This window comes from Flavitalea flava (genome assembly GCF_054461575.1).
Genome location: NZ_JBTLQH010000001.1, coordinates 26,132 through 43,215 on the forward strand (window position 1 = coordinate 26,132; position 17,084 = coordinate 43,215).

The following is a 17,084-nucleotide window of genomic DNA, read 5'->3' on the forward strand; positions in this document are numbered from 1 at the left end:
GTGAGAGCATTACCCAATCATACACAACCCAATACCGGACATGCTGCCGAACCGGCCCAGCAGGCAGAGCCCACTCATACACTCAATTCCGGAACGCCGGATCCATACTCCACCGGGCCGGAATCTGCAGAACTATTGTTTAGGAACATGCGAATACCGGAATCCCCTTTTGTCCAGCGGAAATGCGCGCACTGCGAAGAAGAGGATCTGCAGGCCAGGACCAAACCCATGCCCGGAGGGCTGAGACCCTTTATCCAGGCCTCTCAAATGACCGCAGACACTCAAACCTCTGCCGACACTCAAACTTCAGGTGACGCACAAACCGCCAGTGAGGGAGTGACCAATCAGATCCAATCCTCAAGGGGAAGCGGAAGCAGTTTGCCCGGAGCGACGAAAAGTTTTATGGAAAGTCGGTTCGGGGCTGATTTTTCCGATGTCCGGATCCATGCCGGGGGAGAGGCGGCCCATTTATCCGGGCAATTGAATGCACAGGCCTTCACCGTTGGAAAAGATATCTATTTTAATGAAGGAAAATTTTCACCGGAATCATCGGAAGGCAAACATCTGCTGGCCCATGAACTGACCCATACCCTTCAGCAGAATGGCCGGATCGACCCCAAGATCCGCAAGGCAACGGCGGTTACCTACAACCCGGTGCATAAGGATGAGACGGCGCTGCGGGGGGAGACTTTTGAACAATCTATAAATTTTCATTACACCGAGAATGACGGATCCGATTTTATGCAGGTTGACAAAGTGTCCATCTATGTTCCTCCAAGGGTACGGACAGCCAATCCTGCTCCGGCGACAACGCCGGGCGGAGGTGCTGGCGGTTCAAGTACCGGTGGTTCGGGAACCGGCGCGCCTGCTGAGATCAGGAGATCCGTGGTAACTCCGCCAACAGCCCCCAATTCACCTGCTCCTCCGCCCAGACCAACCGGACCGGTGAATGTTATGGTATTTTTTACGGCCAATGGAGCGGTAGGAGATACCGATATCAATGATGTACTAACCCATGGATTGCGGAGCGCTGCCGAAAATTCGGATATCGTGGTTATTGGTCTACCCAGTCCCGATGACTCGGATACTCCCAATTATCGACCTTTCAGCACGGCTGATATTACGACCTGTCTGACGGCCGCCAACCTCCCAGGTAATATCGGGGAAATCCGGCTGGCGGCGCATAGCCGTGGACACAGAGGACTCACGCGGACCCTTATGGGTAATATCAATAAGGGCGAGAAAAACCCGAAAGAACGGGATCCTAAAACGGCCACGATCAAAACCCCGCTGGTAGATGTCAGCAAGGTGACCCGGATCACTTATTTTGACGATTATTTCGATAGTTCCCAGCGCATCGTCAAACATCTGGAGCAACCTGTAAGTGCTGGTGGTGCGGGTTTGTCCAAAGACGCGCTGAACGTGTTTCATATCACCGACGGGGTGAATATGGATAGCACCCTGGTCAATAATGCGCATGATCAGCAATATAGTTTTGACGGGGCAGGCATGAGCTGTGTGGCCTCTCTGGGATGTCTGCGGCTGATCGAAGATTCCGCCGTGCTGGATCCGGCCATAAGAGCTGCATTGGCCCTGCCGAAATATAAGGCCGTCAACGATCAGCTCACCGCCAATCCGCTACCGGCCCGGGGGACCTTTACCCGTAAAAGCCCGGCCCCTGCGGGTAAGCAACGAATGGTCGATTTTTGTGCGAACCGCAAATTGAACCCTGGGGTACTGATCGCCTTTATCAATGAAAAGAACCTGGCCCGGGCAACCCCGCCGGGAGATACCTTCTCGTGGGATCTGAAATTAGCCGCCCACCATTTTTTTGTATATGAATTCACCGGGGAATTATTCGATCCTCTGCCTTCACCGGCGACACAAGGCGGATCGGGTACCACGGCTCCTCCGCCTTCCCCGTCCTCGCCGCCGTTCTCGCGATCCCTGGCCCCTCCCGGAGTGTTGCAGCGAAAAGCGCTTTCCAGTCAGCCGGCAAAATTTGCTCCGGGGAATAATCGTATACAGAGGAGCCCGGGCTGGAGCGATGCGGCGAAGACCGCCGCCACTTCTTCTGTTGTAACGGCTCCGGCCGGCGGCGGATGGAATGACGCGGAGCACCTTGTTGGCAATATACGCCGGATCCCTATAGAAGGACTTAAGGAAGGCAATCAGGATCCTTCAACCGATAAGGGAGCGACGGAAGGGGCAGCCGGTAAAGCTATCGTACTGATCCCCTCGACTCCGATCGATCCTTCAAAGCCGGTAGATGTACTTCTGCATCTGCATGGCTATTATACCGGGTACCGGCAAAATACCGGAACTCCTCAACAGAACAAGAGCAATCCAAAAGTGAAAACCGATCCCGGAAATGTCCTGGATGTGGAGCAATATAAGATTGAGCAGCAAATGCAGGCTCATCTGGCCGTTCCTGGCAGCAGGCAGATGATCGGCGTCTTACCGCAAGGGACAACAACTTCCGGGTTCGGCGCCGGTGGATTCGATGCCGAGGCTTATCTGAATGAGGTTTTTGCGCAGATCTTTCCACCTCCGCAAAAAACACCTGCAAGAGGAAGGATTGTATTGAGTGCGCATAGCGGAGGAGGAAATACGCTGCAGGATCTTTTGCCCGGCAATGTAAATAAATCCAAACTGCCAAAGGAAATGACCGGGCCAAACCGGACAGGGGAATTAGCGCTGTTCGATGCCATCAATGGACCAAAAGAATTAAAGGCCGTAACCGACTGGATGCTGGCGCAGTTGGATTTTGACAAGAGCAATCTCATCGCTAAGACATCCGAAGCGGATAAGCTGGCTTATTTAAACGGCAGTATGCGTTTTGTCGCCACCTATACAAATAGCTCGTACACGGACCGGCATCTGGCGTTGAGGGCCAGCAAAAATACCTGGTTCGGAACAAATGCGGCGGCACTGGGCGGAACCTGGGACAAGGCACGTAATATGCCTGCCGCAGCAAGCCCCGGCAGTCTAACGCAATTGTTCGATCATTACCAGGTCAATGCGGCTGGTCACAGTAATCACGATGCAATCATGAATATCAACAGCCCATTGGAGAAAGCATTGAATAAATTGTAAATCTATGGGAGAGCATGTAGCCAGTAGAACGGAGACCACCAAAACACCTGCATCCGCCAATGCGGAACTGACTTCTCTGTCCGCCAGGGATGCCATGCCGGATAGGCATTTCGAGGACCGTCTGTATACCGATTGTCTGCAACGTCTTCCCATTCAAAGGAAATTATCCGTCGGCGCTGTGGATGATCCCATGGAAAAGGAAGCGGACCATATGGCCGACCGGGTCATGCGCATGCCCTCATTTATTCAAAAGAAAGAGTTGGAAAGAGGTCCGGGCGGGGGGCTTGGCCCTAATAACATACAGCGGTTTTCAAATGGCCTGATAGTGCAGAAACAGGATCACAACCGCCCGCTCAATTTACCGCAGGTTCCTAATTACCATTTGCAAATTCCTTCCCAGTCCCCCCTGTCCGGAAACGCTTCCGCTACCGGTCACCTTCAACCGGGGTTTAACCTGCATACGAATAATACTTTATTTCCCGCACCACGTTATTTATTGGGAAGGCTTTGGCGGCCTTTGTTTCAATACCTCCCGTCTCTGCGTTTAAGGCTGAGCCTGTTCGAGATGCAAAGGATCCTTGGTCACGGATCCCGAATAAATCCACCCCCTCGCCCGCATCCTGATCCACCCCCTCGCCGGCAACCTGATATACCCGTTCCTCTTTCCTATGTTCCTCCAGCCCGGGAACCTACTAATGGCCTTCGGCTTGGAGTTGATCAATTTCGCGACATTATTACCGGCAATAGGCAGGTATCCGCAGTTGCCCGGGGATTGGACGGCGGTCATTTGCGCCTGTTCAACAGGGTATGGGATCTCTTTCACGAGCCCACCGTTACGTTTTCTGCTGGCACTCCCGGCGAAGGCACCGATAATTCTACACAGTTTGGACTGGGTGTAATTAGTATTCATTTATCAAATGATATTGAATTTGCGCCTTTGCAGGTCGGAGTCGATACGCAGGGTGGGGTAGCCATCGGATCACAGGTGGAATTTCATAGTCCTGATCCGCATTGGTCGACTTATCTCAATTTCGGATATAACCTAACACCCGACCCACGGGATCCGGGTGGGCATTATATATTCAGTTCAACCGGAATATCTATTTCCTTTTTTCCACATGTTCTGAATCCCTGATAATGTGTCTTTATGCCTGAACAGACCACCATATCGCTCAAAAATCAGACAACTCCGGCAGCCGCAGCTTCTGCCGGGCTTTCGGTAAGGCGTATTTCTTCTGCTGAAACGGCGCAGGGGGAATCCATCTATAAGGATTGCCTGCAACGCCTGCCTCTTCATCGAAAATTGTCCGTAGGTGCAGCCAATGATCCGATGGAGCATGAAGCGGATGCGATGGCGGACCAAATTATGCGGATGCCATCCCATTCGTTGACAGACGTCCCTTTCCTTCAACGTAAATGTGCGCACTGTGAGGAAGAAGATCTACAGGCGAGGCGTAAGCCACTAAGCGGAGGCAATACTACATTTATCCAGGCCAGCAGGAACCAAGCCAGCGATTCAGTGACAAGCCGTATTCAATCTTCAAGGGGGAGTGGGGAAGGAATGCCCGATACGACAAAAAGTTTTATGGAAAGTCGTTTCAGCACCGATTTCTCCAATGTCCGCCTGCATATGGGCGGAGAAGCGGCGCAACTATCCGAGGAGTTGAATGCCAAGGCCTTTACGGTTGGCAATGATATTTATTTTAATGAAGGAAATTTTTCCCCAGGCTCGTTTGAGGGAAAACATCTGTTGGCCCATGAGCTGACGCATGTTGTTCAACAGAATGGAAACCAGTTCTATCAAAAACAGGAAGGCGAAATCGCTAATCATGGGGACTTAATCCAAAAGCAGGATGCAGGACCGGAACCAGCCCCTGCCCCAGCCCCTGCTCCTGTTCCAGCCCCACCGGACGATTCCGAGACGAAACTGGGCAAAAAATTAATCGCTGATTTTAAAGATGGGGTCAGTATGGCTTTTTTCACGGATAACGATGAAATGATCCGGAAATCCGATGAATGGGCCAAGATGCAAAATGCGGTGGCGATCAAAGGCGCCGTTACAAAAGTGGAAACCATTGTTTTTGGAAAGGCTATGCAGGATAATGACAATATTGGGGATACAGTAAAAAATATTGGCGCTGTGCTGCAAAAAGCTGTAGAAAAGGCAAATGCGGCAACTCCAGCAACCGCAGGCTCGACCTCGGGTCCTGCCGCCGCCCCGGCAACCAAACCTTATTTAATAAAATTCCTGGCATTATTTGCCCATGGAACAGAAGACTGGTGTAGTATAAACAGCATTACCGGGAAGGCTCCTGCCACGATCAAGGCGATCGCTCCCTTTCTGAGACAGGATGCCAACCTGATCATTTATGCCTGCAGCGTGGGAAATAGTCCCTCTGCGACGCACGATGATTGGGATAAAGGAACGATGGATTCCGGAGGAAAGGATTCGGTTGGGGATAAAGTGAGAAACCTGCTCCTGAGTAATGGCGTTACCGAAGGCAGGGTTTGGGGACATACGACCGTGGGTCATGTTACTGATAATTTTGCCTTGCGTGTTTTCGATGCCAAAGACGGTAAAGATGCTTTGGGTAAATCCTATGTTGGTGAGTATGTATTTACGCCGTATGAGGTTTATCAGGTCAAAGTGGATGTTAAAAAGACCTTGACGGATGATGGTTTCGATATTAGTACGCTTGATGATGCTGATCTCCAAAGTTATTTATTCAAGAACCTGCGTTCGTTATTTTATGGCGGTTATGCAGCGGCAAATAAAAACTTGAAATATAATGGAATCAGTCTGGCAGAGGCTGCTCCGCTTAATCCTGTGGGGGTGGCAAAAACCATAACGGATTATTGGGATGCAACTTACTGGCCCGCAAAAAAGACAGATTTTATTAAAAAGATTATTACTAAATTCAAATTAAAAAAATTAGCTCCTGCCACTCCTTGAAAAAGGTTCCTATGCCTGAACATACAACCATAGTACCGGATAATAAAGTACAGCCTGCAGCAGCAGCAACAGCAGCAACGATGATAATCCATTCCGGAAATCTTCAAAACCGGATTATGCGGATGCCGGATGTCTCTTCTAAAGACCCTGTCGCCCTGCCGCGACAAATGTCAACGCCGGGTGTTTCTTTCCTACAACGGAAATGTTCCCTCATTCAGGCTCATAACCCGGAAAGCGAAAAAATAAAGGACAACGATCGGGATGGGGTAATTGACGGAGGAACGAAGGAACCCCAAAAGGGTCTTGATCCGGATCCAAAGAAAGAGGGAGAAAAAGGAGGGGCAAAGGCGGAAAAGAAAGTAGAGAAGACGGCTATTCCGGAAGAGAAAGGCCCCTGCGGCCGGAAATCCCAGGCAAATGGTTATGTGGCCGGTGACAAGTATCCATCCGGTAAGGCCATAGATGTCGAATTAAAGTCTGATGAATACGGGAATACTTCCAAACTTGCCGCTTTCTATACTATCGGCGCATGCAAAGTAAAGGAGAATTGGCAGTTTTTCCTGGACACCATGACCGTAACGATAGGTTCGAGAGTACAACCGATCGATTACAGGATCAATGTTGCTTCTGCAAACGATGCGGTTGTTACCAAAACGAGTTATCCGGATATCGTGGCTGATCTTTTGCCAAATCAAAAAGGCAGAATGAAAGTGGTAGTAGGCGGGGTAAAATCTTTTGATCATGTATCCACTTCTTCAAACAGGAGCAAATACTGGAATCAGCAATTTTCGATAGATCACGAAACTTTTCACCGGACCAATTGGGATAGCATGTACCGGCCGGAATTAATAAATGCTGAAAAACAAATATGGGCCATTACTTTGCCGGTAAAAGAAGCGGCAACTGAAAAAGAAGCAATTGCCAAAGCGAGGACTTCGATTGATGCTATAATGATCGATGCTTATAAAAGAACGGTATCTGCCTATTCACCGCAACAGGAATCCCGGGCATATAATGCCGGCGCTCATCAATACCAGGAATTGGTAGAAGCTATCCTGGCAAGGGCTAAAAAAGAAGGTTGGCTAAGCGGGGCAACTAAAGCTCCCTCTGCACCCCCTGCAACTCCTGCCACTCCGGCAGTTCCCGGGAAATAACGTATCTTTTGCCGTCATTTCCAAAAGCGAATGCATCGATGTAATGGTGAAACAATTGAGTCTTGCGGAATTCCTATCGGCATCAACTACTGCTCCCGTAATAGACGTACGTACCCCCGCTGAATTTGAACAGGGTCATATCATAGGCGCCCGTAATCTCCCCCTGTTCTCGAATGAGGAACGGGTGAAGGTGGGAACAACCTACAAACAGGTTGGCCGGGAAGCGGCAATATTATTAGGTTTTGAACTGACCGGCCCGAAATGGACTGAATTTATCAGACAGGCGGAAAAGATAGCTCCTTACAAAAAGATCCTTGTCCATTGCTGGAGAGGTGGAATGCGCAGTGGGGCCATGGCCTGGGCCCTTGATCTCTATGGTTTTAATACCGGGGTGCTAAAGAATGGATATAAAGCATACCGGCGGGCAGGAATCGAATCTTTTACCGCAGAATATCCTTTCAGGGTCCTGGGAGGGTTAACCGGAACAGGAAAAACAAAGATATTGCAGGCGATGAAAGACCAGGGAGAACAGGTTATCGATCTGGAGGAACTGGCGCAGCACCAAGGTTCTGCCTTCGGATCGCTTGGCAGATTAAAACAGCCCAGCCAGGAACAGTTTGAAAATTTGTTGGCGGCCGGGTTACGAAAAATGGAAACGGGCCGGCAAATATGGATAGAAGATGAAAGTGTGAGCATAGGAAAAAGGATCATACCCAAAAATATATTTCAGCAGATGAGTGGTGCTCCATTGATCAACCTGGAACTTCCCCTTGAAGAGCGCCTTATTTTCCTTACAGAAGCATATGGCGGCCTGGATAAAGTTTTTTTAAAGGAATCCGTAATGCGCATCGAAAAACGATTAGGATCTCTGTCGGCCAGGTATGCCGTCGAAGCTATTGAAGAAGGCCGGATAAGTGATTTTATTTCCCGGGTATTGGTTTATTATGACAAGGCGTACGCCAAAGGGATAATGAACCGTCCGGCCTTAACGGTCCAATCTCTTCCGCTGGAGAATATGGATCCGATTGGAAATGCAGGAAGAGTCATTGAATTTTCTAAATCTTTTACCTGAACGGTTATGACAGAAACGATAAGACTTACCCAATATTCGCATGGAGCCGGATGCGGCTGCAAGATCGCGCCTGCAATATTGGATAAAATATTACATAGCGCGATACCCATTCAGCCGGATTCACGATTATTGGTAGGCAATGATACGCGTGACGACGCTGCTGCCTATGATATGGGAAATGGAATGGCATTAATCTCCACTACTGATTTTTTTATGCCGGTGGTTGATGATCCCTTTGATTTCGGACGGATCGCTTCTGCCAATGCGATCAGTGATGTATATGCGATGGGAGCGAAACCCATTCTGGCGATAGCCATACTCGGCTGGCCAATCGATAAATTGCCGGCTGAGGTTGCCCAAAAGGTACTGGAAGGGGCAAGGGCGGTTTGTGCAGAGGCAGGGATCATTCTGGCGGGCGGACATAGTATCGATTGCCCCGAACCGGTGTTCGGATTGGCCGTGAATGGCCTGGTGGAAATAAAAAATCTCAAACGGAATTCGACGGCCACGAAGGGCTGCAAATTATATCTGACCAAAGCCTTAGGAGTAGGAATTCTGACCACCGCACAGAAAAAGGGTATTTTGAAACCGGAGCATGCAACTATTGCTCCCCGGCTGATGGCCGAATTGAATAAAGTGGGGGAGGTGCTGGGGAAGCTTGATTATGTAAAGGCTATGACAGATACTACGGGTTTCGGACTCTTAGGACATTTGACGGAAATCTGTGAAGGGAGTAAACTTAATGCCGTAATTGAATTCGACAAAATATCCAGGCTGGATTGCCTGGATGAATATATTTACCAGGGAGCAGTACCCGGCGGGACAAACAGGAACTGGGCCAGTTATGGCCATAAGATCGGTCCGATCACCGAAAGACAGAAACTTATCCTGGCGGATCCGCAGACAAGTGGGGGATTATTAGTCGCCGTGGACCCGGATTTCACCGATGCCTTTGAAGCCATTTTACAAGCGAATCATATCCCGGAACAAAACTGCCGGGCTATCGGGTGGTTGGAAGAAAAGAAAGGAGGGAAATTAGTGGAAATAAAGTGATTTAGTTTCGGCTATATCAGCAAGAACTAAACGCTAAAAAACAATCTCTTTCTTTTCGCCTTCCCGCACCACGAAATTATGGAGCAACTTCGCAGGCTTTCCCATCAAAGAAAAGGAATTCAATTCGAGCTGTCCATGAAGAACGGTTAAAATAGCTTTTTCGCCCGTTACCTTACAAGTCCCCCAGGCCGATCCGTTGGACCAGAACCAGGTGCCTGCTTTAGCCGTAAAACACATGCTTTTTGTAACGCCGGAGTACCGGAAGTCTGTCCATGCGAGTAAGGTAGCCCAACTGGTCATGGAGCGGGCATAGAAATGGCCGCATTCGGGTTCGTCGAAGGGATTACGTTTACTGCCGTCAAACCGGTTACGGATACTTTTAATGCATTGCAGGGCATTGGTAGTCTGCCCTTCATAGAGCATACCAACGGCCGCGGTATATTCGAAACCTGTCATCGACTCATTAAAATAGGGGAAGGGGATTTTTAATCTCCCTTTTGGCCAACTGGCCATCAGCAGCCCGGACTCATCACCCATTACATAAGAGCGCATATTATTAAAATGATCTGCAAAACGAGGCAGATAATTATATTTCATAATACTTTTCAAAGTTGTACGAATATGGTTGGAATCACCGAGATAACCCAATCCGCAGATATGCGCCATCATCTGGCCCACCAGTTGATCTACCAGGCAGCCTTTTCCCAATTGATAATCCGGGATCTTTACGGAAGGATCATTCATGTCCAGGTATTGAAAGGTAACGGGATCGGTGATGCGTTGTTCATAATATTCTCCATTGAACAATTGCTGATCCATCCAATGACTTCCTTTAGTATAGAGATCCTTGCATTTAACGGCAAAGACGTCGTCTTTCATAAACAATGCCATTTCCCGGGCGGCACGCAGGGCGCCCATATACCAGAAACCCATTTGCGGGTTCGGTCCGAAATAATTAATGTCCATGGTATTATGTTGGGAGCCTTCCATGACCCCGTCCTGGTTGCCATCCCATCCGCCTTTGATCCAGGCATAACTCAGGGCTTTCTTTACCTGAGGCCAGTTCTGTTGTAAAAAATCGTTATTGCCGGACAGTTGCCAGTCCCGGTAAAATTTCATGACTGTTCCCAATTGACCGTCGGCTGCTGCTCCCCACCAGGTCTGTGGTTTGGAGAGGGGCAGACTTGTCCTGAATTTCATTTTCCCATTGTCCAGGGTGGAATGGTTGAATTCTATATCCCGCATGGTCCGGGAAAGCTCGCCGAAAAGAAAAGGCGTTGCTTCCTCATAATTCCAGACATGCGTACAGCTGCCAAAACAAGAGCCTGCTTCATCGAAAATCCCTTCCCAGCCCATAAGTTGACCGGAAGGAATACGGAAGACTGTTTGCGACCGGAGAGTGGCCAGGTTAAATAAAGCGGCTTCTTTGATCACTTCCGGATAGGTGCCGGATAAAAATGCGTTGACAAATTGCAGGGTGGATTGTTGTAGTTCTTGTAAACGGGGAACAGTTTTGGTGGCCACTTCCCAGGCATCCGTATATTGCGTGGAATAATAATTCCCTATCCAGTCTTTCTTTTCCTCTTCTTTCTTTTCCTCTGAAAAGGGGTTGGGCCAGGCATAACGATTGGGGAAATTCCAGGTCAGGTAGAATGTAAAAACACGGGTCTGACCAGGAGGTATCAATTTTTTTACCGCCAGTGATGCCATGGGATCATCATCGATCGATTCGGTTTTTTCCGTCAGTTCCCCATCGCTGCTGAAATCGTCCCAGAAATCCAGCATCGAACCGGCCCAGTCATTGGACCGGGAAGAAGTTCGGTAACTGATCAGGGGTATTGTATTCGTTCCGGGATCCACGGGGCCGGAAGGTGCGGCATCCGTAGTTAGCGCCATCGTACCCCATGCAGCGTCTTTAGGGTCTACGCTATCGCTGTAAAAATAAATCCCTGCCAGTTTATCTGTTTTCCGGAACTTATTCCGGTTATTTTTGGCTCCGTAAGGAACAACATCGCCTTTCCAATCGCGTTTGTATTTACTGCCGTCCTTACCTATAAAATTCCGGAGAGAACCGCAGACGGAAACCTGTAAAGGTTGATCACTACGGTTAGTCACCTCATAACTGAGTACGGCTATGGGAATACCACTGTTGGCCGCGTCACCGGGAATAAGCGGATTAAATCCTTTGATCCTGACCCGTACGGGCATATTTTTATCGGAAAGGTTGACCTGTCCGAAAGGATAGGCGGCATCGAAAGAGGCTTCGCTAAAACGCGGCAGACCATGATGATTGACAGGCCGGCCTTCATAATGCTGGTATTCGCTTTCATCCAGCGGGCCGATTAATGCCCTGGTATATCTTTTTGTATCCTTTTGTACGTAAATGGCGAAGAAAGGAGCATCATTCCCTTTGGTAACGGTATTGTAGCCGATTCCCGGAGTGTTCATGATCTGCCAGTCGCGCAATTCCCCCCGGCCCCCCAGGGAAACGGTCCCCGTTCCTATTCCACCGAGCGGCAGTGCAATGGAGCGAAGATGGTGCTGGTCATAATGTTTAAGAACAGGCCAATTTTCAATCGGTAATTGTGAACAGGCGCAAAGGGCCATCAGCAATAGCAGGGAACAAAAGGATACCTTAACCATAGTCTTTGCAATTTAAGGGTTTTTTTTAGGGCGGGAATAGTCCATATATTAGGCACTTTTGGTATATTACCCGACCTTAACTATGATAAAAAACATCATTCGTGTAGCGTACCGCACACTTTTAAGAGACAAGGCCTATAGTCTCCTCAATATTCTTGGTCTGACGATCGGAATCACTTTCAGTCTGCTGTTATTCCTTTATATCCTCGATGAATTAAGTTATGATCGTTATCATGAGAAGGCCGACCGCATTTTCCGGGTAATATCCTATATGCAGGAGCCGGAAAATAAGGTCAATTGGGCTATTACGCAGGTTCCCCTCGCACCGGTACTGATCAGGGACTATCCCGAAGTAGAACAGGCTACCCGGTTGATCCTTGCGGGAAAGGCAATGTATCAGCGGGATCTGGTTAAATTCTATGAGACCCGGATTTATTTTGCCGATAGCAATTTTTTTGACGTTTTTACCGCCCGGGTAATTGAAGGGGATCTGAAAACGGCCTTAACCAAACCCTGGTCCATGGTCCTGACGGAAACCCTGGCGCTGAAATATTTCGGGGCTGCCAGGAATGTCGTAGGTAAATCGCTTCAAACCGGTAAAGCAGGTTCCTACCTGATTACTGCCGTAATAAAAGACCCACCGGTAAATTCGCACCTGCTTTATGACGCGCTTCTTTCGAATGTCTCCTTACCGAAAGATTACGCGAATGATTGGGGGAATTTCGGGATCTATACCTATGTTCTGCTTCGCCCTGTCACAGATCCGGGGGTTTTTGAAAAAAAACTGCATCCCCTGTACGAAAAATACATGGCCTCCATCTTTGGGAAATATCAAATGAAGATTGAATACGGGATCCAGCCAATAACGAGGATCCATTTGTATTCGGAATTGAAACATGAGCCGGAGGAATTGGGGAGTATTTCCTATATCTACACTTTCTCTGCAGTAGCCTTCTTCCTGCTTATCATTGCCTGTATCAATTATATGAACCTGATCACGGCCCGCTCTGCTAAAAGGGCCAAGGAGATAGGTGTACGAAAGGTGACGGGTTCCCTGCAATCCCAGCTGATTGCCCAGTTCCTGATTGAATCCTTTATGCTTACCCTGTTGTCCCTGCTCCTGAGTATGATCCTGGTTTTACTTTTGTTGCCGGTCTTTAACCATTTTTCCGGTAAACAGTTTACGTACCGTGATCTCTTACAGATAAAGACCCTGGCCCTTTTGCCGGGAATCGTCCTTTTCGTGGGAACCCTGGGGGGCTGTTATCCCGCCTTTTATCTGGCCAGCTTTAATCCTGTTACCGTTCTAAAAGGCGGTCATTCCGGAGCAGCAGAAAGTTCGGCTTTGCGAAAGGCCCTGGTCGTATTTCAGTTCACGATCTCCATCGTCATGCTGATTTGTACAGCAGTGGTATACGGGCAGTTACAATTTATGCGCAGCAAGGATCTGGGATTTAATAAGGAGGAAGTATTGTCCATAAAACTGGATGCCTATGGAGATCCTGTCAGCAGGCTGAAAGGATTTAAGAACGATCTCCGGCAAAATCCCTCCATTCTTTCGGTCAGTACAGCTGAGGCTGTCCCCGGAAGAGAGGATATCGGATTTACCCTGTTCTCCGTGGAGACGACTACAGGGTTTGTGGACAAGAATATAGATTGTTATGCGATTGATGAAGAATATTTAAAGACGATGGGCATGCAGTTGTTACAGGGTAGAAATTTTTCTTCAACCGGTCCGGACACCATAAATAGTGTAATCGTTAATCAAAGTATGGTCAGGTCTTTCGGCTGGGAGGAACCCATAGGGAAAAAGATAAGGGCGGTGGGAGACCCATCCGGTAAATACCAGGAGGTAATTGGTGTTATAAAGGATTTTCATCAGAAATCCCTGTACAATCCAATAGGCCCGCTTGTCTTAAATTTTAGCCCGGGCAGCCGGGAGGTACAGGTCAAGTTAAAAGGAACAGATATAAAAGCAACAGTGGGGTTTGTAGAACGCTCCTGGCGGAGTAATTTCCCTTCCCTTCCCTATCAATATAGTTTTCTGGATGGGGATTTTAATGCTCAGTTTAAGGCCGATCAGAAAAGAGGCAAACTATTTCTGGCTTTCTCCTTTCTCGTCCTGTTGATCACCTGTCTTGGGATATTGGGCCTGGTAGCTTTCACCACCCGGCAAAAACAAAAAGAGATCAGTATCCGCAAGATCATGGGAGCAGATACCGGCCAGATTGTATCGCTGATTGCCAGGAGCTTTTTGGTCCTGGTGCTCATTTCCTGTCTTATCGCTTTTCCGGTGGCTTATTATTGTATGTACCGGTGGCTGGAATTGTTTCCGTATAAGTCCGGAATTGCGGCGGCCCCATTTTTCCAATCTGCCGGTATAGTCCTATCCATAACTATTCTTACTGTAAGTTTTCACACCATACGTGCTGCACTGACCAGCCCGGTAAAAAATCTCCGCGCCGAATAAGGAAACCTTGTTTACCGGCCCGGCCAGCGAAAGGGTTGAACGAAGGTCCGTTGGACCCGCTCCGACCTTTTGATATAACTAACCCAAATGGCGGACCAGATACAGGTCCGGGTAAACTGGACGATCATCGTCTGTTTTAGATCGGAGAGTGAGGCTGAATAAGGGACTACACTAAACAGGATAATTAGCAGGAGTTGACCGGAAAGCAGAAGACCGGCATACCAGGTGAACATCCGGGGGAAAATATCCCGCTTATTTACAAACCAGAAAAGGACGGATCCCCCGCCGGCCAAAAAAAGGAGGGAGACTACCAATTCGGCCAGGGAAAGCAATTGAAGACCCGTTCCGCCAGCCTTGCCCAGGGTTTCCCAGCTTCCGGCGCTATAATATTTTTCATGGGCAAAATTTATGATCCGGGCCAGCATTCCTGCCACCAGGGTGAATCCCAAAAACAGGGTCCAACCTCCAAGCGGCTGGCCTATGCCGGGGGTTAAGGGTACGGTTTCGCTGCGGGCATTAAGCTGTTTGACCAGCCAGCTGAAGAACATTGCTAAAAAGAATGTTACCCAAACGGCCTTCCAATTGATCTGTCCTTTTGGCGATGGATCAGGAACAGAGAACGAATGGTCCGGACTATAGGTTCTGGCATCAGGATCGGTAGTAATGGACAAACGGAAGGAAAGTCTGTCTTCCATATTCTTGTAATCCGTTTTATATTGAGCCAATTCTCCTTCAGGAATATGATCCCTGAAGGATCTGAAAAAATAATGAAGGCTGATATGGTTGCCTTTTACCACGGGGGTGAAATCAAACTGGTAAGAACCGTTCTTAATATGCAGATCGGGTCTGGTAAATGACCAGGCTTCCGGCATATCGATCTCCAGTGCATACTGGAGCTGCCGGGGATATCTGATGGCCAGCGGGGCTTCTATCTTCGCTGAGGGCGGGGTGGGGAGGTATTCGCTGACTGATTTGGCGATATATTCAAAAAATTTTTTAGTTTTTCCTGCAGTATCCCATATCCGCGGGATGGAATAGAATTCTTTCACCACCACTTCGTTTTTAATACTATCGTCGGTGGATTCTATCGGCGCAGCCACTTGTACGCCATCGAACAATCCCGCATAAAACTTTCTGGAGCTCTCTTCCAGATCTTTGGCGCTGTTTTCTGCCAGATCATTCCTGGTATTATCTGCTGCGCCTCCTGTAAAAGTCGAGGTGACGTTGAGGGTAGAACTGTCCCCGCGAAGGCTATTCAAACCTTGAACGTTCAGGGTCTCAACGATTGAAATGGAATGCAGGGAGCCCGGAGTTACCGGACGCAGCTGGTTTTCACCATCGCGCAGTACCAGGGCGTACCCGTAATCCGGAGTAAACAGATTGATCAATTCGCCTCGTTGACCTGAAATGGTCGGGTCAATAAAAAGAAAGGCTCCGGCAGAACGTTCCAGGGCTACGATGGCATGGTCAAATTCATCCGGAGAAGGAAGGGCTTCTTTGAGATGGCTTCGTTTGCCGGTATTCAAAAGCGCTACATAAGCGGGGATCTTCTCGTTTTGCAGGATAGCCGCCAGCAGGAAAGCTTTGTCTTTACAATCCCCATACCGTTGAGTGAAAACCTGTGCTGGGGTATGTGGCTGGTGCGTATTCGGACCGATTTCCAAACCAAGGTACCGGACTTCATTCTGTACAAAACGAATAACCAGGTTGGCAAAACGGTCCTTATCTCCTTTGGCCTCAAGACGCCACGACCGGATCTTCTGGCGAAGATTTTCCGGGATGTCCGTTTGGTAATGTGAAAAAGTTTTTAACCCCCAATTCACCACCTCCATCCATCCGCTAAATTCCGTTACTGAAACGGAAGGGGTATTGTCGTACCAGGATGGGGTACCGGCAAGGGATTCTTGTAGCTTTAACGGCGGGTTATCCCAGTAATATCTGTAGGTATTTCCCTGAAGCTCCTCCCGGGGTTTAGGTGCATCATTATAGGTCTGAATGACAAGCTTACGATCAGGCCGGGTAATAAGGGTTTGAAAAAAATTACATACGGCTGTGCCATGCGAGAAATAAAGATGATCGGAAAACTTATTGCCAAAAACCGGGTTGAAGCCGGTGATAGAATAAAGTACCTCGATCTGGTCTCCCTTACGTACGTCCTTCAAGGTTATATAGGCTCTATTCCGACCGTTGTATTGAAAATTGGAGGCTTCTCCTTCCTCCTGTACCACCTTGATGACTCCCTTCTGCAGCTGATTGATGATCTGGCCATCTCTGAGTATAACCACCTTATGAAAGATCAGTTCCTGGTAGGCCGGCGCGAAAGTCACGGAAACTTCGGAGGCGTTCTGCACGCCGGATTCATTGGCAATATGTTTAATGTAATGCGTAAACTCACCGGCCGCTGACAGATTGGTCTGTAAATCCAACAAATTGTAATAATAACCGTCGCTGATGGTATTATAGGGCGGGGTTTGGCCAAGACCCGCATTTACGTTTCTTATCCAATCCGGTGCCGGGGCTATCCTTACTTTTTTTTGGGCAGCAGCCGGCAGTACAAATAATATGGATACGATCAGGTATAAAAGATTACGCATGAAAAGGGGTCGTTAGGGGTTAAGGGAACGGCATTTTTGGGCCTGTTAT

Annotated in this window: 9 protein-coding genes; 7 read left to right on the plus strand and 2 right to left on the minus strand. The window is 48.6% G+C overall.

The genetic code is table 11. The annotated features are described in order from the left end of the window. From ACX0G9_RS00100 to selD, 6 genes are read left to right on the plus strand one after another with little or no spacing between them, the layout of a single operon-like run. Complete coding sequence (locus ACX0G9_RS00100) at positions 1–3,096, plus strand: eCIS core domain-containing protein (RefSeq protein WP_459062790.1); 3,096 nt, start codon at positions 1–3, stop codon at positions 3,094–3,096. A gap of 4 nt (positions 3,097–3,100) precedes the next feature. Beyond that, positions 3,101–4,231 carry a hypothetical protein gene (locus ACX0G9_RS00105; protein WP_459062791.1) on the plus strand — a complete coding sequence of 377 codons (1,131 nt, stop codon included), beginning with the start codon at positions 3,101–3,103 and terminating at the stop codon, positions 4,229–4,231. A 12-nt stretch (positions 4,232–4,243) separates the two neighbouring features. Continuing rightward, a complete protein-coding gene (locus ACX0G9_RS00110) occupies positions 4,244–6,049 on the plus strand; it encodes an eCIS core domain-containing protein (RefSeq protein ID WP_459062792.1) in 1,806 nt (601 codons plus the stop codon). A gap of 11 nt (positions 6,050–6,060) precedes the next feature. Continuing rightward, positions 6,061–7,203: a hypothetical protein gene (locus ACX0G9_RS00115; protein ID WP_459062793.1), complete on the plus strand. Its 1,143-nt coding sequence runs from the start codon at positions 6,061–6,063 to the stop codon at positions 7,201–7,203. A 43-nt stretch (positions 7,204–7,246) separates the two neighbouring features. Continuing rightward, the gene (gene mnmH / locus ACX0G9_RS00120; RefSeq protein WP_459062794.1) at positions 7,247–8,275 is read left to right on the plus strand and encodes a tRNA 2-selenouridine(34) synthase MnmH; all 1,029 of its coding nucleotides are present in this window, start codon (positions 7,247–7,249) and stop codon (positions 8,273–8,275) included. Between the two features lie 6 nt (positions 8,276–8,281). Continuing rightward, complete coding sequence (gene selD / locus ACX0G9_RS00125; protein WP_459062795.1) at positions 8,282–9,328, plus strand: selenide, water dikinase SelD; 1,047 nt, start codon at positions 8,282–8,284, stop codon at positions 9,326–9,328. A 33-nt stretch (positions 9,329–9,361) separates the two neighbouring features. Here the strand turns inward: selD and ACX0G9_RS00130 are convergent, their stop codons facing one another. Beyond that, positions 9,362–11,971, minus strand: a complete 2,610-nt coding sequence (locus ACX0G9_RS00130) for a GH116 family glycosyl-hydrolase (protein ID WP_459062796.1) — start codon at positions 11,969–11,971, stop codon at positions 9,362–9,364. 82 nt (positions 11,972–12,053) lie between these two features. On the opposite strand from ACX0G9_RS00130, the gene ACX0G9_RS00135 reads away from it, so the two are divergent. Next, positions 12,054–14,441, plus strand: coding sequence for an ABC transporter permease (locus ACX0G9_RS00135; RefSeq protein ID WP_459062797.1), 2,388 nt, complete (start codon positions 12,054–12,056; stop codon positions 14,439–14,441). A gap of 11 nt (positions 14,442–14,452) precedes the next feature. Here ACX0G9_RS00135 and ACX0G9_RS00140 read toward each other — a convergent pair whose 3' ends face one another. Then, the gene (locus ACX0G9_RS00140; protein ID WP_459062798.1) at positions 14,453–17,035 is read right to left on the minus strand and encodes a DUF3857 domain-containing protein; all 2,583 of its coding nucleotides are present in this window, start codon (positions 17,033–17,035) and stop codon (positions 14,453–14,455) included. Positions 17,036–17,084 lie beyond the last annotated feature (49 nt).